Below are 25,767 nucleotides of genomic sequence, written 5' to 3' on the forward strand. Positions count from 1 at the left end.
CAGCTTGAAGTATGACGGGTACAACGGAGGAGATAACCGTGCAACGCGAAACAGTACTAGAGCACGCCTTACACGTACTTGAACGTGAAGGAATTGCCAGCACCACCCTGGATATGGTCGCCGCAGAGGCAGACTATCCGGTTACAGAGATCAGCAATTTCTGGCCAAACAGTGAGGCATTACTCTATGACGCCCTGCGTTATTTGAGTCAGCAAATTGATGTCTGGCGCCGTCAGCTCGCGCTTAATGAAGAGATGTCACTCGAGCAGAAACTGTTGAAGCGCTACGAAGCGTTGACCGAATGCGTCAACAACCATCGCTATCCAGGATGCCTGTTTATCGCTGCCTGCACTTTTTACCCGGATGCATCGCACCCGATTCACCAACTGGCCGATCAGCAGAAAAAAGCCGCCTGGGAATTCACTCATGAAATGCTAATGCAGCTGGAAGTGGATGACCCAACGATGGTGGCGCATCAAATGGAACTGGTGCTGGAAGGCTGCCTGAGCCGTTTGTTGGTGAAACGCAGCCAGGCCGATATCGAAACTGCCCGTCGACTGGCCGAAGATATTCTGCGATTTGCCCAGTGCCGACAAGGTGGTGCATTGACCTGATGAATTGTTTTCTCGCCATTTTGCATGAAAAGAAAGCACTTAAACGCATTTAGCCCCTTTTTTATGACAAAGCCGTTGACGCCTAACGGCCTTTACGGTTTAATGCGCCCCGTTGCCCGGATAGCTCAGTCGGTAGAGCAGGGGATTGAAAATCCCCGTGTCCTTGGTTCGATTCCGAGTCCGGGCACCACTATTTAGAAGAACCCGCCTATGGCGGTTTTTTTGCTTTCGGGGATTCGGACTCTTCATCGAACTTCGTTCAATAGTTCGATTACTCGTCGCTTCCCTGCGACTCGCCCTGATATAACAATTACCAGAAGTACTTCACACCCGCGCTGGCAGAAAAGGCCTGGTCATTCGCCGTGCTATTCTGCATTCCGGCAAAAAGCTGCACGCTATTCAAAATAACGTAATCAATGTCTAAGCCGTAATCGAAGCTGTTCCGATCAAACTCTGGCGAGTTAAGCGAAATCTCCTGCCCGCTCATATTGGTTGCCAGTCTCATATCACTGATATCACGCGCCACGATCTTGCTGGCCTGCGCCCATGCAGCCAGATGCAGTTCATTGCTCACCATATAATTAAAGCGAGAGCCCAACGCTACGCTGCTCTGGCGCCCTTTCATGCCGCTAACACTCACACCCTGCAAGTTTTCTTCATCGATACTATCGGTATTAGAACGATCGTATTCAACGCCGAGATAAGGCGTGATATCGGCTTCATGCGGTAAATGAAATGCGTAGCCTGATTCAAAGTAGAGGCTCGCACTGCTCATATCCGTATTCGAATTCTGGCTACTTTGCGTGCCATTGCCGATAACAGGACGTTTAATGTCTGCATCACCACGCTGGTAACTTGCCAGACCGTTCAGATAAAACGCTCCATCGTTGAACTGCCCATAAGCGCCAATACCATTCTGGCTCCCGTCAAGACTCCCACCGTTTCTGTCCAGTTTGGCAGTGATATTATTTTTATTAACGAAGCCACCCAGCAGCAAGGCATTACTCACACGACCATCCATCCCCACAGAGGTGTTATTAGTGGTGCTGCTCACCTGGTTCCATCCATCAGGCTGATACTGGTTTTTCATATAATCATAAGAAGTCCACACGCCAGGGGTAACTTTACCCATGCCATACATGGCACTTAAACGATTCACGACAGTTTGCGTAAGGCGATTTTGCTCCGCCAGTAACACGGAAGGCAGCTCGGAATAAATGACGCCAGAATGGCTATCCACAATGCGCTGAACACCATCTCCTGAACGAGTAGATTGTAAGCCCGCGGAATAATCCAATAATTGCTGCTCGTCTACCGTCAGTACTTCACCGTTGTGCTGCTTTAATGCAATGTCATTAGCCGCAGCAAAAATGCTGTCTACCGCTTTGGCGCCCGCCATTGACAGAGAATCTCCATTACTGACAGCATTTTTCGCAGAGACTTGTTCCACATCGAGATTGACGTGGTCAGGCGTGTAATTAACATGATTAATCTTCAGGAATTTGCTGCCATTAACCTGGCTAAATTGCCCCTGAATATTTTGCGCATGCAGAATGTCGTACGTCCCGTTAACCACGTAATTCTGATTAACCACGTTGACCGTGCCATCCAGCGCCGCGTTACCGCTAATATCAAGCTGATTATCAATGTAGGCATTAAGTATGCCGTTATGGCTCTGTGAATAATCGCCTTTCACTTTCAGTGAGCCGTTAGATAAATCTATCGTCCCATTGTTATAAGTCGAACTCACTGAACCCGAACCCGTTAATAACCCTCCAGGGGAAATGTTTACCGAGCCACGATGAATACTGCCACTAACCCATAGTGAGCCCTGATTTATCGTCGTATCGCCGGTATAGCTGTCATCCCCTGCCAGTTCCAGAGTGCCGTTACCGTTCTTAACCAGACCAGCATCACCGGATATATTGTTGCTGAAGATGTAATGTGAATCGGGTACTTGAGCATTAAAGTCGCCAAAGAGAGAAGAAAACAGCATTGGGCCATTTTCTGCACGCAGAGCATTTAACTCACCCCAACCATAGGTCGCGTTATAATGTGCCCCTTGTGGGGAACCATCAGGCAGATAGGTTGCGGTCGTTAATATTGTCTGTTTTACCTGCTTTGCGGTCATCCAGGGATATTTTTGCCATACATTTGCTGCCGCTGCCGTAACTTGAGGTGCGGCACCTGAAGTCCCGTAGAAATAAACATGACCGTTGTTATTCTCGCTGAGCAGTGGCCCAACGACATAATCGCCAGCAAGACACCAGGCCGCAGCCCTTCCGCAAGCATTACTGCCTTTAATTACACCGTTTTCGTCATACTCACTATAGAGCTGCTTATTACCATCAAGACCCACTACCGTGATTAATCCATTTTCGATAGAGCGATCAATCAACGGGGTCAGGTTTTCTGCGGAGGGTTCATTAAATAAATCATTCCCGGCAGAAAAAACTATCAAACCATTGCTATTAACCAGATATTTTAATACTGATGTAATCGGTGAATTTGCATCGTAATGATTATAACTCCCCCATGAGGCATTAAATAAATTGACCCCATAATGCTGATGCAGATCCATAATTGCAGCAAGTTGATCATCAATCATTGAATGGCCAAGAGGGTCATTGGTCGTTTTGGCTTCATAAAGCTGAATGTTCTGGCTACCTACATATGTCCCACCACTCCCCGTACTGGCAAGGATTTGAGAGACATAGCTACCATGTCCAGAAGTATCCATATCAGCCAGTGCCAGCGACGCCGTAATATCCTCGGGAGTAAATGCACCTGAGCCAAGGTTCTTCCCCTGCCCGACATAATGCAAAATAATAGCAACCTTACCGGTTATATTATTGAGATTTTTATTAATTCCTGAATCCAACACCCCAACTTTGACTTTATTATTATTTGATCCTGGAGTTTGCACATCGGGTTTTATAGCTGGAGTATTTATTGTTTGAGGAGAGCCCGAGTCGCTACCACCACCGCCTCCACCACATGCCGTTAACAAAAGAGGAATAAATAGCGCGATTTTTCTTAACTTTAATATATTCATTGTCCCAGCGATGTCTTTTTTTGGATATTTATTATGAACTTTACGAGGGTAATAAACATTACTGAATAGCCGTGTGAAAATCAAACATATTATTAAATGACAACTCACTCAATAATTAATATAAATGGATAAATTGAATGCTCATATTTTTAGGGAAAATAAAGTAAAATAAGATGAAGAAGGGATTATGCAAATACATTAAAGGGAACATCGCAAAATTCGATGTTCCACAAAGATGCATGGTTTTAAAATAGTAGCCCAGGCCAAAAGACACAATCTTACTTTTGGGTAGCTTTACGTTAAACCCGCTACAAAACCAACGTCATAAAGCGGCTATTTGGGTCGAGTTGATAATCAGCAAACGGCTGACAATCGACAAATCCATGCTTAAGATAAAGCTGATGGCAAGCAGCAAAGCCCGGCTGAGTTCCGGTTTCTAAACTCAGACGCTGGAATCCACGCTCACGCGCCACTTGCAAAATGTGCAGCAAAAATTGGTTCGCCACACCACGGCGTAAAAAGTCCGTCGCGGTACGCATTGATTTCAACTCACCATGCCCATCATCGAGCATTTTCAATGCACCAATTCCGGCTAATTGCTCCCCTTCCCACGCAGACCAAAATGTCACTGCCGGATCGCGGAGTTTTTGCACATCCAGCGCGTGGCTGCTTTCGGGTGGTGACTGTTCCAGCATGCCGGAAATATGGTAGGCCACTAATGTCTGCACCACCGGATGCGAAAGATCGTCAATTTTGATTGTGAACATGCGAGATTTCCAAATATTGGGTAGAGAGCAAGTAACATATTTGCAACATCAAAACGAACAATCGCCTGTTCGTCCAATAACGATTACTTATAGCTCTCACTTCTTCATCTGCTGTAACTGAATCTGATCGGCGTATTTGGCTTGTTCTGCCAGCGCTGGAAACTGTGCCGGAAGATAAAAACTCTCCGGTACTCTAAGCCCACGCATGTCGCTGCCAGTGTGGATTTGCAATTCTCCAAGCTGACTTATCGTCATCCCGGCAACTGCCGCAGGCATCACCAAGCGGTAGGGCTTCGCCTTTTCAAATGGGACAGGAGTCGGGTAACGGTTCTCGCTGAGATCATAATTACGGTTAAGCACCAAAAATTTATCCGGCACCCGGCGCTTGCTGTTCCACCAGTCGCCGTCCACTTCGCGGAATTTTCTTTCTGATTCTGCTTTGCTGACCGCGCCAAGTTGTACCAATGCCTTGTGCAACGCCTTGTCTATCGCATGATCGTAAGACTCAATTGACCTGGCGTGTCCGTGCAAAATCACGTTTATCGCAAGCCTTGCGCCCAATAAATTGGAATAGAGATCTTCGGGTGAAAAAGCAGATATCTCCTCAGAAAATCCCGGAACCGACTGGAATCCATACCATTGAGCAATCTCATGCCATTGCGCTAGCTGAAAGGCGAGATGCCCCGCAAGCCAGGCGGCAATCGTATAGCGTTCAACCATGGACGCAGGTGGATTGAACGCATGAAGCTGAATGCGTCGGACACCCAATTCTTCGCTATAGAACAGCCGCCAGTCCTGGCCAAGCCGCGAGTAGATCTGCGTGAAAAGATAGAAGGTATTATCAGCAGTATCACGCACATGGGCGATATCAATAAAACCCCCACGGCGAGTGTAAATGAGGCCACTTTTCTCCTCACTCAAACCAACAATATTTTTGACCGCCCCCAACGCGCTATCGTTGTAACGATGATGACCAAGGGTCGTAAGCGTCAGAATATTACCAATCTGGTAGACCGGAATGGGTACACCAACGGCTCGTACTTGCAGGTCATATCCAAAGGCACAGCAAGGCCGTAAAGACTCAGGAGCCGTGAGCTCTTGTGTTATTGGCCATACTCGCCTCGCCTTCTCAATGGGCAAGATATCTGCTGATTTCGGTGACGCGCCAAAACTCAGGGATGCCACACAAAGCAGCAGAGAAAAAATCCAGCGCTGCATTAAAATGCCTCCGCAACTTGAAAGTAAAACCCGGCACTCTCTTTGCCAAACCCCAGGTCGAGGCGAATATTCATGTCAGGCTTAACCTCGAAGCGGTAACCCGCGCCGATGGTAGGTAACAGCGGGTTGTCTGAAAGATTATGCGGGCTGTCACCCAATGCGCCCGTGCCAACCCACAACACATAACCGTGCCGCCAGTTAAGCTTTTTACGGTATTCCAGTTGTGTGCTGACCACGTCTTTATCGCGATAACGCCCCTGATAATAGCCACGCATTCGATTATCATCCCCGGCCTGCGACAAGCGGTCCCATGGCACATCACCACGCGCAAAACGCCCCCAAAGATCGAACGCCAACACATCCTGATTGTTTAGCGGAAGGTAATAATTATATTGCAGCTGCAAAACGGTGAAGTGGTTATCCGAACCAAGAGCAGGATCAAAAAGGCTGTATTCGGCACTAAAGAACTGCCCGTGTTGCGGCCGGGTTATCACATCCCGAGAATCGTAGTTGATAGCCGCCGTGATGCCTGAACTTAGCGAATTTCCTTTTACGTTGTAGCGCGAGAAGTTATCACCAGGATGTTGATCATCAATATTTTCAGCGTCATACGTTGAAAAGTCCCAACCCAAACCGGCATACAGATTATCAACCACCTGGCGCATGATCTGCGGTTGAAGGCTAATCGATTGTTGCGTGTATTTCTGCTCATCACCCTGCGCCGCATCGTAGCCAATGCCCCAAAAACCGGTCGGGATCTTCGCCAGCGATCCATCGACAAACAGCCGCCATTCATCCCCTGCAAAGAAGGTGTAATTCTTCATGCCAAGCCCTAACGCGCCACTAGTACTAACAAAACCGGTAAACGACACCGACGAGTTTTGCGTGACATGATCATTGGGATCAACGCGGTACACGCCCGCGATGGCAGTCCCCAGGCCAAGTTTCAACTCCGGGGTATAAAACGGCCCAGGCAACACGCTCCAGTCAATGCCTTTACTGGGGTCATACTGATTATCAGCCCCCAGCTTTCCCAGAAAACCGTCAATCTCCTCGCGCGTCATGGCAACCGCCTCAGTCGGTAGATTTATCAGGCTTAATAAGCCCAAAAATAGCGCGCCACGTTTCTTCATTAGAATCGATATTCACCTGCGAGGAAGAAGCTATTACGCTCGTTAAAACCAATCTCCGTCAGCACGTTAAAGTTTTGCGTGAGTTCATATTGTGCCCCAATCAACGTGTTCCATGGCGAAGTCAGATGCTGTTTAACGTCAAAGCGCCCATCGTCATCTTTATTTACCGAATTAATCAGCGGCTGAAGTTCGGCAGGCATATGCAAGTCGGATAGATTGCCTTTGAACTCCTGCTGGACGTCCTGATACATCGCCCCGACCCACACGCTTAAATGCGATGGCCCGGAAATTTGCGGCATATCGAAACGATACCCGACACGTGGCGATACCGTCAGGGCAGAGATTTTGCCGTCCAGAATATCGAAATTGGTACGCGTGTAGTTGGTGTCCACCAGCGTAAACCAGTTTTTATACCCACCCGCCAGCGTAACGCCGGTGCCATAAGTAACACCTTCAAAATCGAGAGTGAAATCGATGTTCTGTAAATCACCGCTTTGGTTCAGGCTATGCACCGACGAGGCAATAATCCGGTCAATGCCGGTATAACGTGACGGGTCGGCATCTACCGATACGTTCGAAATCGACGAGCCTTTGGTGTAACCCATCAGCCCATAAATATTTAAAAACGGGAACACCCACATATCCAGACGCAGGTTTTCAGTCTTACTGCGCTCGCGCGTATGGCCGACATCAATGGCAAACATATCGCTGGGAATGGGATGCGCGCCAAGCTTCAACCCGGAGAAGGTAATGCTATCAACGTCGACATTCTGGCGAATATTCATATAGCTGAGATTCACACCAAACGGCAGCGGGATAGAATATCCGCGCGCACGCGCTTCATCTCCCCAGATGGGAAACGTGCTGCTGTCTGTCGCAGTGTCCGTTGTCGCACCAAACGCCGCACCGGATAAAAACAGTAGCGGCAGCGCAATCACCCGGCACTGTTGCACACTCCTTTGGATTTTCTTCATGGCGTTCTCTTTGATATTTGCATTGTCAGTCAGGCGGCAAATTCCTTCTATAGCCCCGCCCCCACATTGAAATAAACGGCTTGTTCGCTATCACTAAAGGCGACATCAATCCCGGTATGCAATCCGAACTTGCGCGCAATCAGGTAGCGAAACCCACCGCCATACGCCACTTCGGTTTTATTAAAGAGATCGTCGGCTTCTTTGCTGGCGCTTCCTGCCCCCACAAAACCCTGCAACACCCAGCGCGGCGTCATTTGCCATTCAAGCTGGGTTTGCGCAGTGCTGACATAATCTCCCTGATAGCGATACTGCGAGATGCCTCGCAATTTGATATAGGGCCGTGCCATCGGTGGCAAATGCCGGTCATGGTTTGAAAGTGACTGATAATTCCCGGCCAGCACCAGCGTAAAATCGGTGCCAAGCGGTTGGAAATATTTACCGTCGAGCGTCAACATGTCGTAGCGATAATCACCACCGAGGAAGCTGCTATAAAACTGGTATTCCGCCGTGGCTGACAGCCCGTTGTGCGGGTAGAAAAAGTTATCGGTGGTGTCATATTCCATGACCAACCCAAGCGCTGATGAAGCGCTCTCCTCACCCAAAACACGCTGCAATGCGCGGCTAATAACCGGGTTATCCGCAGAGATTTTGGTATCTGCGTAAAACTGTGAAGCGCCAATAAAGAATGGCGTATCTGCTACTCGGAACTGTAATTTTTGCATACCGCCGTAGCCTTTGGTTTGCGTACTGATGCCCTTTCCTCGAGAGAATCCCGCAACGTCACCTGAATAAATATCAAGATTTACATCGGCATAACCGAGTGCGACCAAATAACGGATGCTGTCATTGTTCCAGGTGTGGCGATGACCGCCGCCAACAAACCAGGTGCCATTTTGCGTCGCGCCCCCACCAAACGCCGTGACTGCAGGCGGGATAGTTTTTCCACCAGGATGGTTTTTCCCGGCTTCACTGTCCGGCGTATCATGCAAGAAAAGGCCAAACAGACCGCCGCCGTAACCTACCGCAGGCTCGGTTATCACCACCGGGACCGGCAAAAAGCCGTAACGGTTATCACTGAGGTATTCGCTCATATCCAGCATGCCGTCCGCCTCGTCAATCAGTCCGCTGGCACTGGCGAGCAATGGCTGTGACAAGCCCGCGCCAAGAAGCAGTGCTAACGAATAGCCAGACCTTTTCACGAAGGCTTCTCAGGCTGGGTGGCAGGAGCAGCAAACCAGTTATCACGCGCCACCATCACCGCACCTTCCGGCTGGTTAACAAAATTCGGCGACATAATCTGCACGTTGAATTCGTTAAACACATCCTGAATATGGCTGTGCAATTCACTCTTCACGCCCGCCAACGATTCACCCACGCGTAATTTGACCTGTAATTCGTATGCGATGTACCAGTCCATCAAATTGAGCTGGCGAACCAGCGGTGGTGTACTGGGATCAATGCCTTGTGTACGTTTAGCAGCCAGCTCCAGCATGGCGTGAACCTGCCGCCAGGGCGTGTCGTAACCGATAGTGACACTGGTTGTCAGATTGACGCCAGAACCTGGATTCTGAGCGCTGAGGTTAGTGATTTTCCCACTCACGACCACCGCATTTGGCACCGTGACGATGTAGTTTTCACGTGTGAGGATTTTGGTTGCCAGCATACCGACTTCGTTCACCAGCCCTTCGTTATCGCCGATGCGAATGACATCTCCTTTGCGTAGAGCACGGGAATAGGTCAGCACCAGGCCACTCATGGCGTGGTTCATTACCCCTGCCGAGCCGAGCGTTAGCATCAAGCCGAAGAAAACGCTGATCCCCTTAAATGCCAGCGAGTTAGCACCGGGCAAGAATGGATAAGCCGCTGAAAGCGCAAATAACCAGACCATCACGGAAATCAGTTTACGTGTGGCTCCCACCGTTTCCGGGTGCAGGCCTGGCACCATCATTCTTCTGCTTTCAACGCGCGTGAGGAGAATTTTGAGCAACTTGAGAATAAATGCGGTGATTAAAAAGATAATCATCACAATCAACAATCCGGGAAGCGCTGAAACAATCGATAACGCAATTTTCTGGACAACATTAATAGACCAGTCACCCAGCGATTCTCCCCAGACTCGCGTCCACGGGAACAACCTGAAGATCCAACTCAACCAGAGATAAAATGCCGCAATGCCTAAGAGAATCATTAATAAACCATAGAGATAACTTTCCACCGCCCCAAGAAATTCGCGCCACTTAGCCGGTATTAAGCCTTTTTTACGGCTGATTCGTGCTTCAAAGTATTGCTTAACTTTTTTCCAGGATTTGAACGCGCCATAAAATAGCAGCCCTAAAACAACTGTTCCCGCTAAGGTTTTTACAACTGCAGTGGCGAGGTATGACGAGGAGTACTGATCTTTCAAGGAAGTGCGCTGCTCATCCATACGAGCTAACACTCGTTGCGCAGCTTGATCGAGCGTCAGATCATCACCTTCATCTAAATCACCTTCTGCTAATAACATCAGCATCTTACCGTTGACCGTAAATAAGCGGCCTTGCTGGTTATAGCGAGTGACAGGGGTAATTAATATCGGCTGGCGAATGTCTTCTTCACTCAGAGAACGTAAGGTTCGGCGAACGCGCAACACGCGCTCTTCAGGCGTGGTCAGGCCAAATTTTGCCTGCAACATAACAATTGGGTGATGAAAGATTGAGATCGTGCGTGCTTGATCTTGTTCGGAAGGAAGTTGCCTGGGTTCCGCCGCATGCAGCACACCAGCGGTTATCAGAGGTATCCATGCCAGGAGGAATAGCAGCGCCCTAATCATATTTTTTACCCAAAAAGGAATGATTTTGTTTTATTTTTCAATGACACGAGCAGCGCTCTGCCGAGTCATATCTGATTTGAGCATAGACCAGCATTAAGCATATTCAAGATAACAAGAGTGATATTAAAGGGTTGGTGAACAAGGATATCAAGGGTGGTATCGGTGGGGTGAGCACGGTATCATTTAATAAATTTATTAAAGGAGTGTTATTTGTGGACATTAATCACAACACTGGCGAAAACGTCATTACCAGTACCAAAGGCTATATGTGGTTTTTGTCTCTGAACATAATATTTTGTATCTGGTTATTGTTGCGCGGCACTAACCGCAGTGACATTGATGCCCTTCCACTGACTTTACAAATAATATGTGGGTGCATCGTTGCTCTTTCACTGGTCAATATCATTATTACACTAAAAATTAAGAAAAATATTAACGATGGGTTTTATCATACAATACTTCCCTTCCTGGTTTTAACCCTTGGATTACTGTGGTCAATTTTATCCTTTAACTTCACGGTTTATTACCAAAATCCGCTGATGACGTTAATGCTGACCATTTCGGTATTATTGCCAGCAACCATCACCTTTTACATTTCAGGGCGGTTGTTGTTTTTGTTCTCGGCTCCTCTGGTCTTGTCACTGCTCTACGTCGAATACTTCTTACAAGAAAGATTTAATGTGGCGCAATTTGTCGGTGCATTGATCATGCTGTTAGTTATCTATTCCGCCCGCTACATTTTGCTGGAGTGGTATCAGCGAGTGCAGCGCAGTGAATATGAAAAAAATATCCTGATCAAAAAGCTGGTACAGCAGGCGCACTATGACGCATTAACCGGGCTATTTAACCGTCTGAGCCTGACTCGTTTCTTTGAAGAATGCGTAAGCTCACTTTCCGGGAATAACAAAAAGCTGTTCATGATTGTAATGGACATCGATTTCTTCAAACAATACAACGACGTTTATGGCCATGTTGCCGGTGATAAATGCTTGATAAAAGTCTCGCAATGCATTGAAAAATCACTAAGAAAAGAGAGCGATAGTGCGTTTCGTTTTGGTGGCGAAGAGTTTGTCGTTCTGACGGTGTGTGATGATATCTCCCAGGTCAAAGCGATCAGTCAGAGGATTCAGCAAAATATTGCTCATGCCCATATTCTTCATAAGGGTTCAGACGTCTCTTCGGTGCTAACCATCAGCCAGGGTATTGCACAATGGCAAGAAGGAATGGCACTGGAAGCATTGGTTGAACAAGCAGACCAACAACTTTATAAAGCTAAGAAAAATGGTAGAAACTGTGTTTGCTATTAGATGTTAATAGTCCCATGAAAAAAACAGATTCAATGGTGTGATATATCTAGGTTTTGTTGATTATTCCTCACCGAGTAAAGGCAATCTTTGCTCGGTTATTCCTTTTGGTTCCCTCATAAACCCCGCATAATTTTTAGCTATAAAGTTTAAAATTAAATAAATCCATAACATTCTCTTTAATCCAAAATGGTACTGTATATAGCGCCATTTATTAAATTTCAATTAGTTAGCTAATTCCTCTTATTTTTTCACGTTAAGAATATCTTTAACTATCTTAATCAGAAATTTTTCCTGGTAATTCATAATGTAATAGCAAGTTTCAACCCTTGACTATACTCATTCAGTCCCCTAAATGAACGGAGTCCCAAAGATGCTTAACAACGTCCCTTTCAAAAGGACAATGATTGCCAGCATGCTTACTTTGATGTCTGGTGCAGTGTCCTCTGTTAATGCCGCTCCTGCTACCGCCTCACCCGAAAATGCACCGAAACAAGACACATCAAAACCAAATATCGTGGTTATTTTCGGTGATGATATTGGTTACTGGAATATCAGCAGTTATAACCAGGGAATGATGGGTTATAAAACGCCGAATATTGACAGCATTGCTAATGAAGGGGCCAAGTTCACCTCCTATTATGCAGAGCAAAGTTCTACCGCCGGACGCTCTTCGTTCATTACCGGGCAAATGCCATTCCGTACCGGGATGAGTAAAGTCGGTATGCCGGGTGCACCACAAGGCCTGAGCAAAGAGGACCCGACGATTGCCAATATCCTCAAACAACTCGGTTATGCCACCGGTCAGTTTGGTAAAAACCACCTCGGCGACCGCGATGAATTCCTGCCAACCGCACATGGTTTCGACGAATTCCTCGGTAATCTCTACCACCTGAACGCTGAAGAAGAACCCGAAAACCCGGATTACCCGAAAGATCCTGAATTCCGTAAAGAATTTGGCCCGCGCGGCGTCATTAAGAGCACCGCCGACGGAAAAATTGAAGATACCGGCCCGCTCACCGTCAAACGTATGGGCACAGTCGATGAAGAAACTCTCGCCGCCAACAACGACTTTATGGAGCGCCAGACCAAAGCAGGTAAGCCATTCTTTACCTGGTTTAACACCACTCGCATGCACAACAAGACTCACCTCAAAGATGCCAGCATCGGCGTAACGGGGCTTGGGACATATGCAGATGGCATGGTTGAGCACGACAAGATGGTTGGCGAAGTACTGCAAAAGATTAAAGATCTCGGTATCGAAGACAACACGATCATTCTCTACACCACCGATAACGGCCCGATGACGGCAACCTGGCCTGATGCAGGTATCACGCCATTCCGTGGCGAGAAAAATACCGGCTGGGAAGGCGGTTTCCGCGTACCGGCTATGATCAAATGGCCGGGCCATATTAAGCCAGGCACACTGATTAACGATATCTTTGGCAGTAACGACTGGTTCCCGACACTGGTTGCTGCAGCTGGCGTTCCTGATATCAAAGAGCAGTTGTTGAAGGGCTACAAAACACCGTCCATCACCTACAAAGTCCATCTTGATGGCTATAACCAACTCGACTTCCTGCAAGGCAAAGGTGAAGACCCGCGTAAAGAGTTCTTCTACTGGAGCGATGACGGCGACTTGCTGGCCATCCGTTATGGTCGCTGGAAAGCGCACTTCATGATTCAGGAGCACACCGGCCTTGATCTGTGGCGTTATCCATTTACCAAACTGCGCGCGCCGATGATCTTCGATCTGGAAGTGGATCCGCTGGAAAAAGCTTCCGACGGCATGGGCTATCAGACCTGGTTCTACGACCGTATGTTCCTGATGGGTGGTGCACAGAAATACGTTAAAGAAATGCTGGCGACCTTCAAAGAGTTCCCACCACGCCAGAAACCGGGTTCCTTCACCATCTCCGATGCCTCAGCGATGATTGAACAAGGTTCAAACGCGAATAATTAAATCAGTCAGCCGGGCGGGAAACTGCCCGGTTTTTCAACGCCTGTTGTCAGGGGATTGCCATGAAATACAGCACGACATTGCCGGTTAAAGCATTACCGTCAGCAGAAAAATATGATGGCAAAGGCCCTGAATACAAACGCCGTTTCCACGTGATGGCAAAACCGACTGGCTCAACTTGTAATCTCGATTGCTCCTACTGTTTCTACCTACACAAAGAAGAGTTACTGCATCAAGACCGCCACACCGGCATGAGCGATGAAGTGCTGGAAAACTTCATCCGTCAGTACATTGACGGACAAGATGGTGAGCAAGTGGTCTTCTCATGGCAAGGCGGTGAGCCAACACTGATGGGGCTGGAATTCTTTGAAAAGGTGGTGAAATTCCAGAAGCAGTACCAAAAACCCGGCCAGCGCATCGAAAACGACTTACAGACAAATGGTGTACTGATAAACGATAAGTGGGCCGAATTTCTTAAAGAACACCGTTTTCTGGTGGGTTTATCGATTGATGGCCCGCGAGAATTGCACGACCGCTATCGCGTCACCCGCAGCGGCAAACCAACTTTCGATTTAGTGATGAAAGGCGTTGAAGCGCTAAAAAAATACAAAGTCCCGTTTAACGCACTTGTCACCGTCAACCGCACCAATGCCCGCTTCCCACTGGAAGTTTACCGCTTTGTGACCCGCGAACTGGGCGCAACCTACGTGCAGTTCAACCCGTGCGTAGAACCTGTAGATTTCAAAGTCACCGCCCCACAATTCTGGCGCGATGACACCATCCCAATTACCGGCTCCCGCCGTGCTCGACCAGGCGATCTGGACTCTATCGTCACCGATTGGTCAGTCGACCCGGAAGACTGGGGTACGTTCCTGAAAACGGTATTTGAAGAGTGGGTGAATAACGATTTAGGCCGCGTGCAGGTCAACCTGTTCGAAACCGCTGTTGCTCAAACCATGGGTATGCCCGCGCAAATTTGTACTGCGTCTGAGTTCTGCGGCAAAGGGCTGGCCATTGAAAAAAATGGCGATATCTATTCCTGCGACCACTACGTTTACCCCGAATACCAGATTGGCAATATCGAAGACACCAAACTCGCGCACTTGGCCTTTTCTGAGCGCCAGAAAGCATTTGGCATGGGCAAAAAAGATACCCTGCCAGAATACTGCAAGCAGTGCCCATACCTGAAATTGTGCTGGGGAGAGTGCCCGAAAAACCGCCTTGTCCGTACACCAGACGGCGAGCCTGGCCTTAACTATCTCTGCCCTGGTATTAAAACTTTCTTCAATTACGCCGAGCCGATTCTTGTCGGTCTCGCCACGCTTTTGAAACGTGACTTTGCAGGATTGCGCAAATGACAAACAGAGAGAAACTGCTCGAACTTGAGCAGCGTATGAACCAACAAGTTTTGGGTCAGGAATCGCTGGTACGCATGTTGATTGTCGCCCTACTGTGCGACGGGCACGTGCTACTCGAAGGCTTGCCAGGTTTGGCTAAAACCCGTGCGGTGCGTGAACTCGCTAAACACGTAGAAGGTGAATTCCGCCGCATTCAGTTCACGCCGGATTTGCTGCCGTCGGATATTACCGGCAGCGAGATTTACCAGCAAAACGCTACGCGGGAAGAAGACCAGTTCCGCTTCCGCCCAGGCCCGGTGTTCGGCAATATTATTCTGGCCGATGAAATCAACCGTGCATCGGCACGCGTACAGTCAGCATTGCTTGAAGCCATGGAAGAGCGCCACGTCACCGTTGCCGGGAAAACCTGGCCATTGCCGGGTGTTTTCATGGTGCTGGCAACACAAAACCCGGTCGACCAGGAAGGCACATGGCCGTTGCCTGAAGCCCAGCTCGACCGTTTCCTGATGAAAGTCCTGGTGGATTACCCATCCAAAGCGAACGAACAAAAAGTGATGCAACTGGTACGTGATGAGCAGCAGAAAAAGTACCAGGCAGGCTCGGTTGAAGCTGGGGAAAAACAGCCGGAAACGCTGATGTTATCGCAACAGGATATTGCTACCTGCTGGCAGGAAATCTCTGCGGTTTACGTCGCCCCCACTATTGAAAACTACATCGTGAACCTGGTGGATATGACCCGTCATCCACAAGGTGTTAGCGATACCCTCGCCAGTTACATCACCTTTGGCGTCAGCCCGCGCGGCACACTGGCACTCGACCGATGTGGCCGTGCGTTGGCCTGGCTTGAAGGCCGCGATGCAGTATTGCCGGAAGATATTCAACATGTCGCACCAGCGGTGTTGCGCCACCGCCTGATGCTGAGCTACCAGGCCAACGCCGATAATTGCTCACCAGATGATGTGATTCGGATGTTGCTTGATGCAGTGGTAGCGTGATGGGCAGCGCATTGCAGGTGGACAGAAAAACCCTGATGGCACTGGCAGGCGAAGCGCGGCTGCTATCAAACCCGCCGGGGCAAATCCCACCAGGGGCGCTTGCAGGTGAACGCGTATCACGCCAACAGGGGCGTGGGCTTAATTTTGACAGCCTCAGGCGCTATCAACCCGGTGATGATGTGCGGTTGATCGACTGGCAAGCTACAGCGCGCCTGCGATCGCCATGGATCAGGCTCTACAACGAAGAGCGCGAGCGCCCGGTTTTCTTGATAGTCGACCAACGGTTAGATATGTTTTTTGCCACTCGTGGGCAAACCAAATCCGTCGCCGCCGCCAAAATTGCTGGTCTGCTGGCATGGCGCAGTTGGCACGACGGCGATCGTCTGGGTAGCGCGATTTTCAGCGATACCCAATACAGCCTGCAAAAATGCCGCTCTCCGAAAAGCAATCTCCCTGCCGTGCTTGATGATGTGCTGCAATACAACCAACAGTTACCCGAACGCTATCCTGATGAAACGCCCGCCTCTGTCACGTTGACTCACGTGCTACAACACGCAATTCAGCTGATCCCCAGCGGATCGTGGGTGGCAGTCATCAGCGATTTCCACGATCTGGATGCGCCAAGTGAGGCATTACTTGCAGCCTTGAGACGACGCTGCGAGATAAGCGCCTTTGTGATCCTCGACGATCTCCATCTTAAACTGCCCGCGCAAGGTGATTTAGCCGCCAGCTATCAGGGGCGTGAAGCGGCATTTTCTCTTTCAGCCAGCTTGAAAGATGAGATTGCGCAAAGCACAACTTCCCGACTTTCTGGCCTGCAAAACCGGCTCACACGACTTGGGATCCGCGTAAATCAGATAGTGGTCGCGCAGGATCTTCTCAAGCAGCTACAAAAGGGAGTCTGAATGCTGGAGAAAGGATTTAGCGTGCCGGATCTAATAAACCCAGCACTTCCGCAAAGTATCTCCTGGCTTCCATTACCCCCAGGTTGGTTTGTGTCTGCCGGTCTGTTGCTGATTGCCCTGCTCATTTTCCTGCTATTTCGCCTGGCACGCTGGCGGCGAAACCTGTGGCGACGTGAAGCACTGGCGGCTTTGCAGCAGCCGCACAGTGTTGATAGCTGGCTTGAACTAATAAAACGCATTCTTCTGATGCACCAGCCGCGAACCCTCGTCAGCCACACGCTCTCCCCGGAACAGCTTTTACAGCAGGTGGAAATCGACAACGATTTACGCCAGCAACTTAGCGACAAATATTGCAGGCCCGATAACCAGCTCAATGCAAGTCAGGCTGCACGCCTGCAAACTCAATTGAAAAACTGGCTGGAGAAACTGCCGTATGTCTGAGTTTCTAAGCCGCATAGATTTCGCCTGGCCATGGGCCTGGTTATTGATTTTCTTGCCATTGATTGGCCGCTATTTTTTGCCGCAAGACCGCGAAGTGAAAGAGCATGTTCGCGTGCCGTTTCTGCCTGAACTGATTGATGAACTAAAGCTTAACAGCCAGCCTGTGCGCAGCAGCAGACTCTCAAGCCTGCTTTTCTGGCTGGTATGGATATTATTAGTTGCCGCCCTATCGCGTCCGGAATACCTGACACCACCACAGCATATTCAAAAACCGATGCGCGATGTGGTGCTGATTCTTGATGTCTCGGGTTCGATGGCAAAAAACGACGTTCAGGGTGGCGTAACGCGATTGCAGGCGGTTCAGGATTCAGTACGCAAATTCGTCGCGGCCCGTAAGTCTGACCGTATTGGGCTGGTTATTTTCGCAAGCTCCGCCTGGCCATTCGCACCTGTTAGTGAAGATAAACAGGCGCTACAAACCCGTATCAACCAATTGGCTCCCGGCATGATTGGCCAGCAAACCGCGATTGGTGACGCGTTAGGCGTGGGTGTGAAACTGCTCGACAGTACCACCAATAAAGATGCCAGCAAGCTGGCAATTTTGCTCACCGATGGCAACGACACCGCTTCGCAATTAGCCCCACCGCTAGCCGCGCAACTGGCTGCAATACATCATGTTCAGGTGCATACCATTGCTTTTGGCGACCTCAACAGCATCGGCGATGACAAAGTCGACCTCCCGCTAATGCAGGAAATTGCGCGCATTACCGGTGGCAAATCCTGGACTGCTGCCAGTTCGGGCGCGTCGCTCGATAGCGTCTGGAAGGAAATCGACGCCATCACGCCTGTTCAGGTCAAATCCATCGGTTGGTCGTGGCATATTCCGCTGTTCCAGTGGCCACTAATGCTCGCGCTGGTATTGCTGATTTTGCTCGCCATCGGTCGTTTTGTTCGGGGGAAAACAGCATGAGTGATTTCCATTTTGTTTATCCCTGGCGGCTACTCGGCCTGCTGATTTGCGCTTTGTTGTGGTTTATCAGCACCGGGCAGCGCAGCGCCTGGCACAAGATTATGGACAAGCCTTTCGCTAAGGCGCTCATTATCGGGCGGCAAAAACGAATCACTCAGGTTTTACCATGGCTGTGCGCATTAGGCGTTATCGGGCTGGCAGGCCCAACATGGCAACGCGAACTGCCTGCGGCATTAACGCAGCAAAGCAATATGATGGTGGTTCTGCAACAAGATCCGGCAATGTACGTGCAGGATCTCGCACCCAGCCGCCACCAGCGGATGCAAAGCAAAATCATGGATTTGATGTCGCGCTCAACCGGCACGCATTTTGGCCTGGTGGTCTACAACAGCCATGCATATTTAACAACCCCGCTCACTTCAGACCCATCGTTTTACGCGCTGTTTTTGCATGCCCAAAGCCCAAATCTTTTGCCTGAGGGAGAAGGCTCAGGGCTAAAACAGGCCATCGCTCTGGCGCTGAAAAACATGCCAGCCACACCGAATATGCCGCGCAATATTTTGCTGGTCGCCGACACCGTTTCAGCGCAGGACGCGGCCTGGCTCGCACAACTTAAAGCGCCGATTCAAATCTGGGTGCCCGGCACCGCACGCGGTGGCGAACTACCGGAAAGCTACGCCCAACGCGGCATTGATACCCGACTTAACGTCGAACGTTTCAGTCAGATTCGCGACGGTGGTATTCCCGTAACGCTTGTGACCAGTGACGACAGCGATTTATCCGTCATCACCAGCCATATCCAGCAATCGGTCAGTGCACAGAATAATGCACGCGGTGATTTGCACTGGAAAAATAGCGGCTATCTGCTGGTTATCCCGATGCTGATTTTGTTGTTGCTTGGGCGGCGTCAGCTAATTTGCTGGCTCATTGTATTGGTACCGCTGCTCTATCTGCCACAAAGCCAGGCCGCATGGCAGGATGCGTGGGTTAGCCCGGATATGCAGGGGCAGATCGCTTTCAAAAATGGTGATTACAAAAAAGCGGCTGAACGTTTCCAGGACCCGCTCTGGCAAGGCATTGCTTACTACCGTGCGGAGGATTTTGTCGCTGCCACTTCGGCATTTCACCAGGCACCACAAACCGCTGAAACCCTGTTATGGACGGGTAATAGCTATGCCCAGCAAAAGCAGTGGCAACAGGCAATCAACAGCTATGACCGCGCGTTAAGCCTGCGACCAGACTGGAAAATGGCGCAACAAAACCGAGCTGCAATCGCCAAAATCATTATGGAGTTGCGGCAAAAAGAGCGCGATCGCCAGGCGGCCCAAGGCAAAGAGCAAGACTACAAACCCGATGAGATTAAGCATGATTTGAAGAAAGATCAGGGCGTGAATCAAAAGGATATTCAACCGGTTGAAAGCAGCAGCCCGCAGGTTAACCAATGGTTTGAAAACCTCGAAGTTTCCCCGTCCGGCCTGCTGGAAAATCTCTACCGCGCCAATACGGAGGAGACACCATGAGAGCCTTGTTGATTCTGCTTTTGCTGGCGGTACTTCCAGCTCGTGCAGCAATGGACATCACACGTGAACTCGAGGTGCCGGAACATGTGGTGCCGGGCCAGCCAGTACGCATCGCTATTACTTTCTGGACAGATAGCTGGTTTAACCCGCCGCCTGAGTGGCCTGACTTTAAAATTGAAAACGGCTCGTTAATGAGCACCCCACTGCCAAACCAGCTGTTAAGCCGCCAGAAAAATGGCATTAGTTGGAGCGGTATTCGCCTGGAAAAACAGGTCACGGCATGGGATCAAGGCGTGCTGCTTCTACCTGCAGTAGAAATTACGCTGACATCACCAAACCAGCCGCCGGTAACGGTGCAGTTGCCAGAGTTGAAAAAAGAGGTGGTCTGGCCGAAAGGCGTTGAGCAGCCAGACCGTTTCTTACCTGCCAGCAACTTAACGTTAAGCCAAAAAATCACCCAGTATCACGCCCGCAAAGACACCACTCTGCACGCCGGAGATGTTGTGGAACGCATTGTCACGGTGAAAGCTAACGGAATTGTGGCGACGCAAATCCCGCAATTGCTGTACGCCATTCCAGGCACAGAAACGCAGCGCCTGACGCCTGTAAATACGATGCTGAAATCTGGGCGCGGCGAAATCGAAGGCGCACAGCGTGAAGAGACATTGCGTTATCTACCCTCGCAGGAAGGAACCATCACGCTACCCCCCATTAAATTGCGTTGGTGGGATACCGCCAATCAGCAATGGCAAGTCGCGCAATTACCCGGTTCAACGATGCCAGTCGTACAAGCACGCGCAGCGGGTAGCGAATCGGCACTACGCGGCACGACAGGCCAGGATAAATGGCAAACCGTGCTGGTTATCAGCGCCATTGCCATCCTTTTGCTACTTATCTGGTTTACGCGACGCCTGCTCAAGCGCTGCCTGAAATACCTGCACCATGCCTGGCGACGCTTCTGGAACCCGGTTCAACTACCCGAACTGACTCCCACCAAAAGGGGTGAACGATGAAAAATAAACTATTACTCAGCGCTCTGATTTTTAGCGCTATTGGCACAGCACAGGCCGCCGACCCGCTCTCTGCCTGGAACGATACCGCCGCGAAACAAGCGATTGAGCAATGGGTGCAAAACGCAACCAACAAAGATCGCTCGACCTTTATTCCACCTGAGAAACGCTACGTTGTGTTTGATAACGACGGTACTTTGTGGCCTGAAGCACCTCTGACCTTCCAGTTACAGTTTGCTATTGATGAAGTGAAACGCCTTGCACCTGAACACCCTGAATGGAAGAGCGACCCGATTGCAAGTGCTGTGCTGAACAACGATTTGCAAAGCGTCGCCGCCGCAGGTGAAAAAGGATTGATGCAACTGCTGGAGATAACGCACAGCAATATCACCACGGATGAATTCGACCAACGCGTCAGTAACTGGGTGGCCAGCCATCGTGATAACCGTTTTGGCTGCCATTACGACCAGATGGGCTACCAACCGATGCGTCAGCTGCTCGACTACCTGCGCGACAATGGTTTTAAAACGTGGATTATTTCCGGCGGCGGCATCGATTTTATGCGTGTCGTGGCGCAGAGGATGTACGGCATCCCGCCAGAACAAGTGGTGGGATCATTCTCACTGAGCGAGTTTTCGCTAACGGACAACGGCACGCAACTGCGTAAAACCATGAAAGGCGCGTTTAACGACGACGCCGCCGCCAAGCCTGTCGCCATTCATCTATTTATGGGCCAACGCCCGGTTGCAGCATTTGGTAACAGTGACGGCGATTTGGCGATGATGCAGTACACCGCAGCAAACCCGGACTACAAAACTTTCGGCTTACTGGTTCACCATACGGATGCAAAACGTGAATATGCGTACGACAGTCATCCACCAGCCAGCGGAAAACTGGTTGAAGGGTTAACGGTGGCGAAGGAAAAAGGTTGGACGGTAGTGGATATGAAGCAGGACTGGAGAACGGTGTTTGACCCGAAATCCTGTGTTCCGGAATCGCCAAAACAGTAAATCATAGGGTGGATAAGCATGAACGCCATCCACCTTAAAATGAAGTCTTCTTATTCTGCGAACAACTGTTCGATGGACTTAGTGGGGTAGAAAAGCGAATTCGCATTGTCGCCTACCAATGCAGTAAATCCGAGTTTGAGATAAAACTGCATCGCCCCCGCGTTAATGGCATCCACAAACATTCCGTGAATCCCCACCGCCTGTGATGCAAGCCAGGTCGTTTTCATCGCGTGCGTGACAAGCGTTGTGCCCCACTCTTGCCCATGAAGATCTTTATGAACCGCCAGGCGCCCTAACGTGACGCTGGGAATATTGGCATAAGGGACTTGCCGCTTCTGTGTATTCGACGGAAGTGTCGCCTTTTCAAAGCAGCTGCCCGACAACGTATAGTAGCCGAACACTTTCGATTTCTGCTCTTTAGCAACAAGCAAGTAGCCGCGTAAGATACGGCCACTATGCTGACGTGCAAGATGATCGGTTAGAAAAGTATTCAACGATTCTTCACCGCAATCGAAGCCGGAAAAATCGTATTCAGCATCCTGCGAAAAAATCTCAATCATCAGGTCAGCCACGCGTTACTCCATATTTTGTAAGCGTTTAGCGGCACTTTTAAGCCTGGCGTTCGGTGCAGGCGGATTGCTGAGAGCCTCCATCACCAAATCCCACGATTCTTCATTAAGAACCAGACGGCGATGTTGCTCAATGACTTGTGCAGCACGTTCAGAAGCGCTGGCTACCATAAACTGAGTGATAGTCTGGTTGGACATTGCCGCAGCTTCTTCGATTAAGCTCTTGTCGTCGTCAGTTAATCTGAGATCGATGCGCTGTTTTTTTAATGCTGACATAGTGCGCTCCATAACTGCTCGCGTTGGCATCGGAAATTATGTACGGTATTTTTCCGTACGCTGACTATAGAGTGGAATGAATAAATTTTCAACAAGTGATCCGGTGGGGAACCGTATCGGACAGAAACGAAAAAACCCGCCGAAGCGGGTTTTTAAATTCTTTAGAGCTTAGTTAACGCTAACCTTACAGGCTAGTTACGTTACCAGCTGCTGGGCCTTTAGCGCCGTTCTCGATGGTGAAGGAAACTTTCTGGCCTTCATCAAGAGATTTGTAACCGTCGTTCTGGATTGCAGAGAAGTGAACGAACAGGTCTTTTGAACCGTCGTCTGGAGTGATGAAGCCGAAACCTTTATCAGCGTTGAACCATTTTACCAGACCAGTCATTTTGTTAGACATGTGTATTACCTTTTGAATTGAGTGTGCCTTACGGCGATTTGGTATGCTTTACAGATTTTATGAAGCGGTAGAGGAGCACACGACAAAGGGTATCCAGGGATGACTCTTGAAGGACTGCTTTACTAGGTTGCTTTAAAGGTCTGTACGTCAAACCGATGGGGCGTATTAACTCATGCTTAGGCGATGAATGACAAGGATTATTTTAGCCGTCCACAGCTCTATAGCTAAATTACGTCTCATTTACCGTTTCGTTTAGGGGGTGCGAATGGCATCCTTTCGCACCCATCTACCACTACCTTAACCAATTGTTAGTAATCAATTTTAGCTACGCGACGCAGTGCTTCAGGCGTCACTTCTGGCAGGCCAAAAAATTCCATATATGCAGGAATCATCTCAAACAACATATCTGTTCCAGGTTGTATCTGGCAGTCTCTTTTCATGGCGGCCTGCAAAAATGGCGTGATTTCGCTCTTCATTACCACCTCTCCCACGAAGGTTCCGGGCGTTATCGCGCTAACATCCACCGGTAATTCGTCACCGGCATTCATACCCAGCGGCGTTGCGTTAACAACAATGGAAAACTCTTTCGGGTTGCGCAACCCGGTAAGCACCTTAAGAGACGGATAGTGGCTACGTAGCCGTTTTGCCAGCTCTTCGCAGCTTTCAGCCCGGCTATCAAACAGCGCCAGCGTATCAACGCCAGCAGCCGCAAGAGACGCCGCAATAGCGGAACCCACGCCACCGCTACCCACGACTAACGCACGAGCTCCACCCACCTGAATACCTTTGCGCAACACGCCACGAACAAAACCGTCGCCATCAAACATGTCGCCACGCAATGAGCCGTCTGGCTCAAGGCGAATGGCATTACACGCCCCGGCAATTTGCGCCGTTGGGCTAATAGTGTGAACCAACTCACAAGTCGAAACTTTATGCGGCATCGTCACCAACGCGCCAATAATATTGGTCATGCGAAATAGAGAAGGAATCAACTGCACATAGTCTTCTGCTTTCACCCCCATCGGCACCACTTTGATATCGATGCCTTGCTCTTCAAACCAGGGGTTGTAAATCATCGGTGCTTTGAACGTGGTTGTCGGGTAGCCCAGATGGGCGATTAAACGCGTCTTGCCACTCATGTCCATAATTAGTCCGCCAGCTCAATACGTTTGATATCGCCAAGAATAAAGACATACGCGAACACACCCAGAAGTGCAGCACCGCCGATATAGACCAGCGCGTAGAAGAAGTTGCCGGTCGCCGCAACGATAAAACCGACAATCAGTGGCGTGATAATAGAGGCCAGGTTTGAGCAGAAGTTAAATAAGCCGCCGGTCAGCCCCGCGAGATTCTTCGGTGCCATATCGGAAATCAGCGTCCAGCCGAGTCCCACCATGCCTTGCCCGAAGAACGCTACCGACATCACCGTAATCACCAGCGCATCGGTTGGCATCCAGTTAGCCGAGATAATCAGACTGGCCATCAACAACCCAGAAATGATTGGCAATTTACGGGCGATATTCACCGAACCGGTGCGTTTGAGGATTTGGTCGGAGACCCAACCACCAAACATCACGCCCACTGCGGCGGCGAGGAACGGCAGAATGGCGAAGAAGCCCACTTTCAGCCATGGCATATGGCGTTCGGTAGCAAGGTAGGTTGGGAACCAGGTCAGGAAGAACACCAGCGTCGTGTTCCCGGCAAACTGGCCAATGCCCGCACCGAGGATTTGGCGGCATTTAATAAGCCTTGCGACATTCGCCCAGCTAAAGTTCATCTTCGGTTCAGGCTCGGCCTCTTTGAGATCGTGACCGATGTATTCAAGCTCAAGACTATTGGCAGTTTTGGACTCGTGCGGTTCGTGATAGAAACGCCACCACACCAGCACAAACAAAATGCCCACGACGCCGACGGTGATAAACAACGCACGCCAGCCGAAGGTTTCCATAATAAAGAACAGCAGCGGCGCAAACGCAGCAAGGCCAATGTATTCACCGACGGTGTAAACCGCCGTAGCGCGCGCACGCTCATGCTGTGGGAACCATTTTCCCACCACGCGACTGTTCACCGGGAAGCATGGTGCTTCACTAATCCCTAAACCTAAGCGGCATAGCAGCAGCGTTTTCAGGCCAACGGTTAAACCGTGGAACAGGGTAAATGCCGACCAGAAAAACAGTGCCAGCGCATAGGTGACTTTATTGCCAAAGCGGTCAAGGAAGATGCCGCCGGGGATTTGCATTGCCGCGTAAGTCCAGGCAAACGCCGAGAACACAATCCCCATCGTTGCCGCGCCGATGCCAAGATCGGCACTCAGTTGCGGTGCAGCAATGCCAAGCACGGTGCGGTCGAGATAGTTAATCATGGTTCCGATAGCCAGAAGAGTCAGGATAACCATTCGGGTACGGGTTCTTTTTACAACACCAGTTTTCTGGGCAGCGATGTCGCCCTGGCCATAACTCGCCATGGTTTTTACCTCGGTTAT

23 protein-coding genes and 1 tRNA gene are annotated in these 25,767 nt (G+C 49.8%); 12 read left to right on the forward strand and 12 right to left on the reverse strand.

Annotated features, from left to right (window positions below; translation table 11 throughout):
• Positions 1 to 38: 38 nt before the first annotated feature.
• Together GC128_RS09795 and GC128_RS09800 are read left to right on the forward strand one after the other, a co-directional pair.
• A complete protein-coding gene (locus GC128_RS09795) occupies positions 39 to 614 on the forward strand; it encodes a transcriptional regulator (RefSeq protein ID WP_151994130.1) in 576 nt (191 codons plus the stop codon).
• Between the two features lie 114 nt (positions 615 to 728).
• A tRNA-Phe gene (locus tag GC128_RS09800) sits at positions 729 to 804 on the forward strand.
• A 120-nt stretch (positions 805 to 924) separates the two neighbouring features.
• Here GC128_RS09800 and GC128_RS09805 read toward each other — a convergent pair.
• The 7 genes from GC128_RS09805 to GC128_RS09835 form a co-directional block, all read right to left on the reverse strand.
• Positions 925 to 3,669: an autotransporter domain-containing protein gene (locus tag GC128_RS09805; protein WP_151994131.1), complete on the reverse strand. Its 2,745-nt coding sequence runs from the start codon at positions 3,667 to 3,669 to the stop codon at positions 925 to 927.
• Positions 3,670 to 3,977: 308 nt separating this feature from the next.
• Positions 3,978 to 4,436, reverse strand: coding sequence for a GNAT family N-acetyltransferase (locus GC128_RS09810; RefSeq protein WP_151994132.1), 459 nt, complete (start codon positions 4,434 to 4,436; stop codon positions 3,978 to 3,980).
• A gap of 96 nt (positions 4,437 to 4,532) precedes the next feature.
• On the reverse strand, positions 4,533 to 5,654 hold the full coding sequence (locus GC128_RS09815; RefSeq protein WP_151994133.1) for a DUF4056 domain-containing protein: 1,122 nt from the start codon (positions 5,652 to 5,654) through the stop codon (positions 4,533 to 4,535).
• Positions 5,654 to 6,787 carry a BamA/TamA family outer membrane protein gene (locus tag GC128_RS09820; protein ID WP_151994134.1) on the reverse strand — a complete coding sequence of 378 codons (1,134 nt, stop codon included), beginning with the start codon at positions 6,785 to 6,787 and terminating at the stop codon, positions 5,654 to 5,656. The genes GC128_RS09815 and GC128_RS09820 overlap by 1 nt, the downstream gene beginning before the upstream one ends.
• Positions 6,787 to 7,761 (reverse strand): porin family protein, encoded by a 975-nt coding sequence (locus GC128_RS09825; RefSeq protein ID WP_193216241.1) that lies wholly within the window; start codon positions 7,759 to 7,761, stop codon positions 6,787 to 6,789. The genes GC128_RS09820 and GC128_RS09825 overlap by 1 nt, the downstream gene beginning before the upstream one ends.
• Positions 7,762 to 7,808: 47 nt before the next feature.
• Positions 7,809 to 8,960: a BamA/TamA family outer membrane protein gene (locus GC128_RS09830; RefSeq protein ID WP_407643470.1), complete on the reverse strand. Its 1,152-nt coding sequence runs from the start codon at positions 8,958 to 8,960 to the stop codon at positions 7,809 to 7,811.
• Entirely contained in the window at positions 8,957 to 10,570 is a 1,614-nt protein-coding gene (locus GC128_RS09835) for a mechanosensitive ion channel family protein (RefSeq protein ID WP_151994135.1), read from the reverse strand. Before GC128_RS09835 ends, GC128_RS09830 begins: the two co-directional genes overlap by 4 nt.
• A gap of 212 nt (positions 10,571 to 10,782) precedes the next feature.
• Here GC128_RS09835 and GC128_RS09840 point away from each other — a divergent pair, with 212 nt between their 5' ends.
• From GC128_RS09840 to GC128_RS09885, 10 genes are all read left to right on the forward strand, one after another.
• A complete protein-coding gene (locus tag GC128_RS09840; protein WP_151994136.1) occupies positions 10,783 to 11,877 on the forward strand; it encodes a GGDEF domain-containing protein in 1,095 nt (364 codons plus the stop codon).
• 370 nt (positions 11,878 to 12,247) lie between these two features.
• Positions 12,248 to 13,837: an arylsulfatase gene (locus tag GC128_RS09845; RefSeq protein WP_151994137.1), complete on the forward strand. Its 1,590-nt coding sequence runs from the start codon at positions 12,248 to 12,250 to the stop codon at positions 13,835 to 13,837.
• 59 nt (positions 13,838 to 13,896) lie between these two features.
• Positions 13,897 to 15,192, forward strand: a complete 1,296-nt coding sequence (locus GC128_RS09850; RefSeq protein WP_151994138.1) for an anaerobic sulfatase maturase — start codon at positions 13,897 to 13,899, stop codon at positions 15,190 to 15,192.
• On the forward strand, positions 15,189 to 16,187 hold the full coding sequence (locus GC128_RS09855) for an AAA family ATPase (RefSeq protein WP_151994139.1): 999 nt from the start codon (positions 15,189 to 15,191) through the stop codon (positions 16,185 to 16,187). Before GC128_RS09850 ends, GC128_RS09855 begins: the two co-directional genes overlap by 4 nt.
• Positions 16,187 to 17,092 (forward strand): DUF58 domain-containing protein, encoded by a 906-nt coding sequence (locus tag GC128_RS09860; protein ID WP_151994140.1) that lies wholly within the window; start codon positions 16,187 to 16,189, stop codon positions 17,090 to 17,092. The genes GC128_RS09855 and GC128_RS09860 overlap by 1 nt, the downstream gene beginning before the upstream one ends.
• Positions 17,093 to 17,533 (forward strand): DUF4381 family protein, encoded by a 441-nt coding sequence (locus GC128_RS09865; protein WP_151994141.1) that lies wholly within the window; start codon positions 17,093 to 17,095, stop codon positions 17,531 to 17,533.
• A complete protein-coding gene (locus GC128_RS09870) occupies positions 17,526 to 18,503 on the forward strand; it encodes a vWA domain-containing protein (RefSeq protein WP_151994142.1) in 978 nt (325 codons plus the stop codon). The genes GC128_RS09865 and GC128_RS09870 overlap by 8 nt, the downstream gene beginning before the upstream one ends.
• Positions 18,500 to 20,023 carry a vWA domain-containing protein gene (locus tag GC128_RS09875; RefSeq protein ID WP_151994143.1) on the forward strand — a complete coding sequence of 508 codons (1,524 nt, stop codon included), beginning with the start codon at positions 18,500 to 18,502 and terminating at the stop codon, positions 20,021 to 20,023. Before GC128_RS09870 ends, GC128_RS09875 begins: the two co-directional genes overlap by 4 nt.
• A complete protein-coding gene (locus tag GC128_RS09880; RefSeq protein WP_151994144.1) occupies positions 20,020 to 21,036 on the forward strand; it encodes a BatD family protein in 1,017 nt (338 codons plus the stop codon). The genes GC128_RS09875 and GC128_RS09880 overlap by 4 nt, the downstream gene beginning before the upstream one ends.
• Entirely contained in the window at positions 21,033 to 22,043 is a 1,011-nt protein-coding gene (locus tag GC128_RS09885) for an HAD family hydrolase (RefSeq protein WP_151994145.1), read from the forward strand. Before GC128_RS09880 ends, GC128_RS09885 begins: the two co-directional genes overlap by 4 nt.
• 50 nt (positions 22,044 to 22,093) lie before the next feature.
• Here the strand turns inward: GC128_RS09885 and GC128_RS09890 are convergent, their stop codons facing one another.
• The 5 genes from GC128_RS09890 to GC128_RS09910 form a co-directional block, all read right to left on the reverse strand.
• The gene (locus tag GC128_RS09890; RefSeq protein ID WP_151994146.1) at positions 22,094 to 22,615 is read right to left on the reverse strand and encodes a GNAT family N-acetyltransferase; all 522 of its coding nucleotides are present in this window, start codon (positions 22,613 to 22,615) and stop codon (positions 22,094 to 22,096) included.
• Positions 22,616 to 22,618: 3 nt separating this feature from the next.
• Entirely contained in the window at positions 22,619 to 22,888 is a 270-nt protein-coding gene (locus GC128_RS09895; RefSeq protein ID WP_151994147.1) for a type II toxin-antitoxin system TacA family antitoxin, read from the reverse strand.
• A gap of 184 nt (positions 22,889 to 23,072) precedes the next feature.
• Complete coding sequence (gene cspE, locus GC128_RS09900) at positions 23,073 to 23,285, reverse strand: transcription antiterminator/RNA stability regulator CspE (RefSeq protein ID WP_034461105.1); 213 nt, start codon at positions 23,283 to 23,285, stop codon at positions 23,073 to 23,075.
• A gap of 308 nt (positions 23,286 to 23,593) precedes the next feature.
• Positions 23,594 to 24,430 (reverse strand): shikimate dehydrogenase family protein, encoded by an 837-nt coding sequence (locus GC128_RS09905; RefSeq protein ID WP_151994148.1) that lies wholly within the window; start codon positions 24,428 to 24,430, stop codon positions 23,594 to 23,596.
• Positions 24,431 to 24,432: 2 nt separating this feature from the next.
• The gene (locus tag GC128_RS09910) at positions 24,433 to 25,749 is read right to left on the reverse strand and encodes an MFS transporter (protein ID WP_151994149.1); all 1,317 of its coding nucleotides are present in this window, start codon (positions 25,747 to 25,749) and stop codon (positions 24,433 to 24,435) included.
• Positions 25,750 to 25,767: the final 18 nt, after the last annotated feature.

It is taken from the genome of Buttiauxella massiliensis, from assembly GCF_902500225.1.
GTDB lineage: Bacteria > Pseudomonadota > Gammaproteobacteria > Enterobacterales > Enterobacteriaceae > Buttiauxella > Buttiauxella massiliensis.

Bases quoted from the DNA above. Each gene is read 5' to 3' on its own strand.
- GC128_RS09805 (WP_151994131.1), bottom strand. From the start codon at position 3,669: ATGAATATATTAAAGTTAAGAAAAATCGCGCTATTTATTCCTCTTTTG.
- GC128_RS09810 (WP_151994132.1), bottom strand. From the start codon at position 4,436: ATGTTCACAATCAAAATTGACGATCTTTCGCATCCGGTGGTGCAGACA.
- GC128_RS09815 (WP_151994133.1), bottom strand. From the start codon at position 5,654: ATGCAGCGCTGGATTTTTTCTCTGCTGCTTTGTGTGGCATCCCTGAGT.
- GC128_RS09820 (WP_151994134.1), bottom strand. From the start codon at position 6,787: ATGAAGAAACGTGGCGCGCTATTTTTGGGCTTATTAAGCCTGATAAAT.
- GC128_RS09825 (WP_193216241.1), bottom strand. From the start codon at position 7,761: ATGAAGAAAATCCAAAGGAGTGTGCAACAGTGCCGGGTGATTGCGCTG.
- GC128_RS09835 (WP_151994135.1), bottom strand. From the start codon at position 10,570: ATGATTAGGGCGCTGCTATTCCTCCTGGCATGGATACCTCTGATAACC.
- GC128_RS09845 (WP_151994137.1), top strand. From the start codon at position 12,248: ATGCTTAACAACGTCCCTTTCAAAAGGACAATGATTGCCAGCATGCTT.
- GC128_RS09850 (WP_151994138.1), top strand. From the start codon at position 13,897: ATGAAATACAGCACGACATTGCCGGTTAAAGCATTACCGTCAGCAGAA.
- GC128_RS09855 (WP_151994139.1), top strand. From the start codon at position 15,189: ATGACAAACAGAGAGAAACTGCTCGAACTTGAGCAGCGTATGAACCAA.
- GC128_RS09860 (WP_151994140.1), top strand. From the start codon at position 16,187: ATGGGCAGCGCATTGCAGGTGGACAGAAAAACCCTGATGGCACTGGCA.
- GC128_RS09865 (WP_151994141.1), top strand. From the start codon at position 17,093: ATGCTGGAGAAAGGATTTAGCGTGCCGGATCTAATAAACCCAGCACTT.
- GC128_RS09870 (WP_151994142.1), top strand. From the start codon at position 17,526: ATGTCTGAGTTTCTAAGCCGCATAGATTTCGCCTGGCCATGGGCCTGG.
- GC128_RS09875 (WP_151994143.1), top strand. From the start codon at position 18,500: ATGAGTGATTTCCATTTTGTTTATCCCTGGCGGCTACTCGGCCTGCTG.
- GC128_RS09880 (WP_151994144.1), top strand. From the start codon at position 20,020: ATGAGAGCCTTGTTGATTCTGCTTTTGCTGGCGGTACTTCCAGCTCGT.
- GC128_RS09885 (WP_151994145.1), top strand. From the start codon at position 21,033: ATGAAAAATAAACTATTACTCAGCGCTCTGATTTTTAGCGCTATTGGC.
- GC128_RS09895 (WP_151994147.1), bottom strand. From the start codon at position 22,888: ATGTCAGCATTAAAAAAACAGCGCATCGATCTCAGATTAACTGACGAC.
- cspE (WP_034461105.1), bottom strand. From the start codon at position 23,285: ATGTCTAACAAAATGACTGGTCTGGTAAAATGGTTCAACGCTGATAAA.
- GC128_RS09905 (WP_151994148.1), bottom strand. From the start codon at position 24,430: ATGGACATGAGTGGCAAGACGCGTTTAATCGCCCATCTGGGCTACCCG.
- GC128_RS09910 (WP_151994149.1), bottom strand. From the start codon at position 25,749: ATGGCGAGTTATGGCCAGGGCGACATCGCTGCCCAGAAAACTGGTGTT.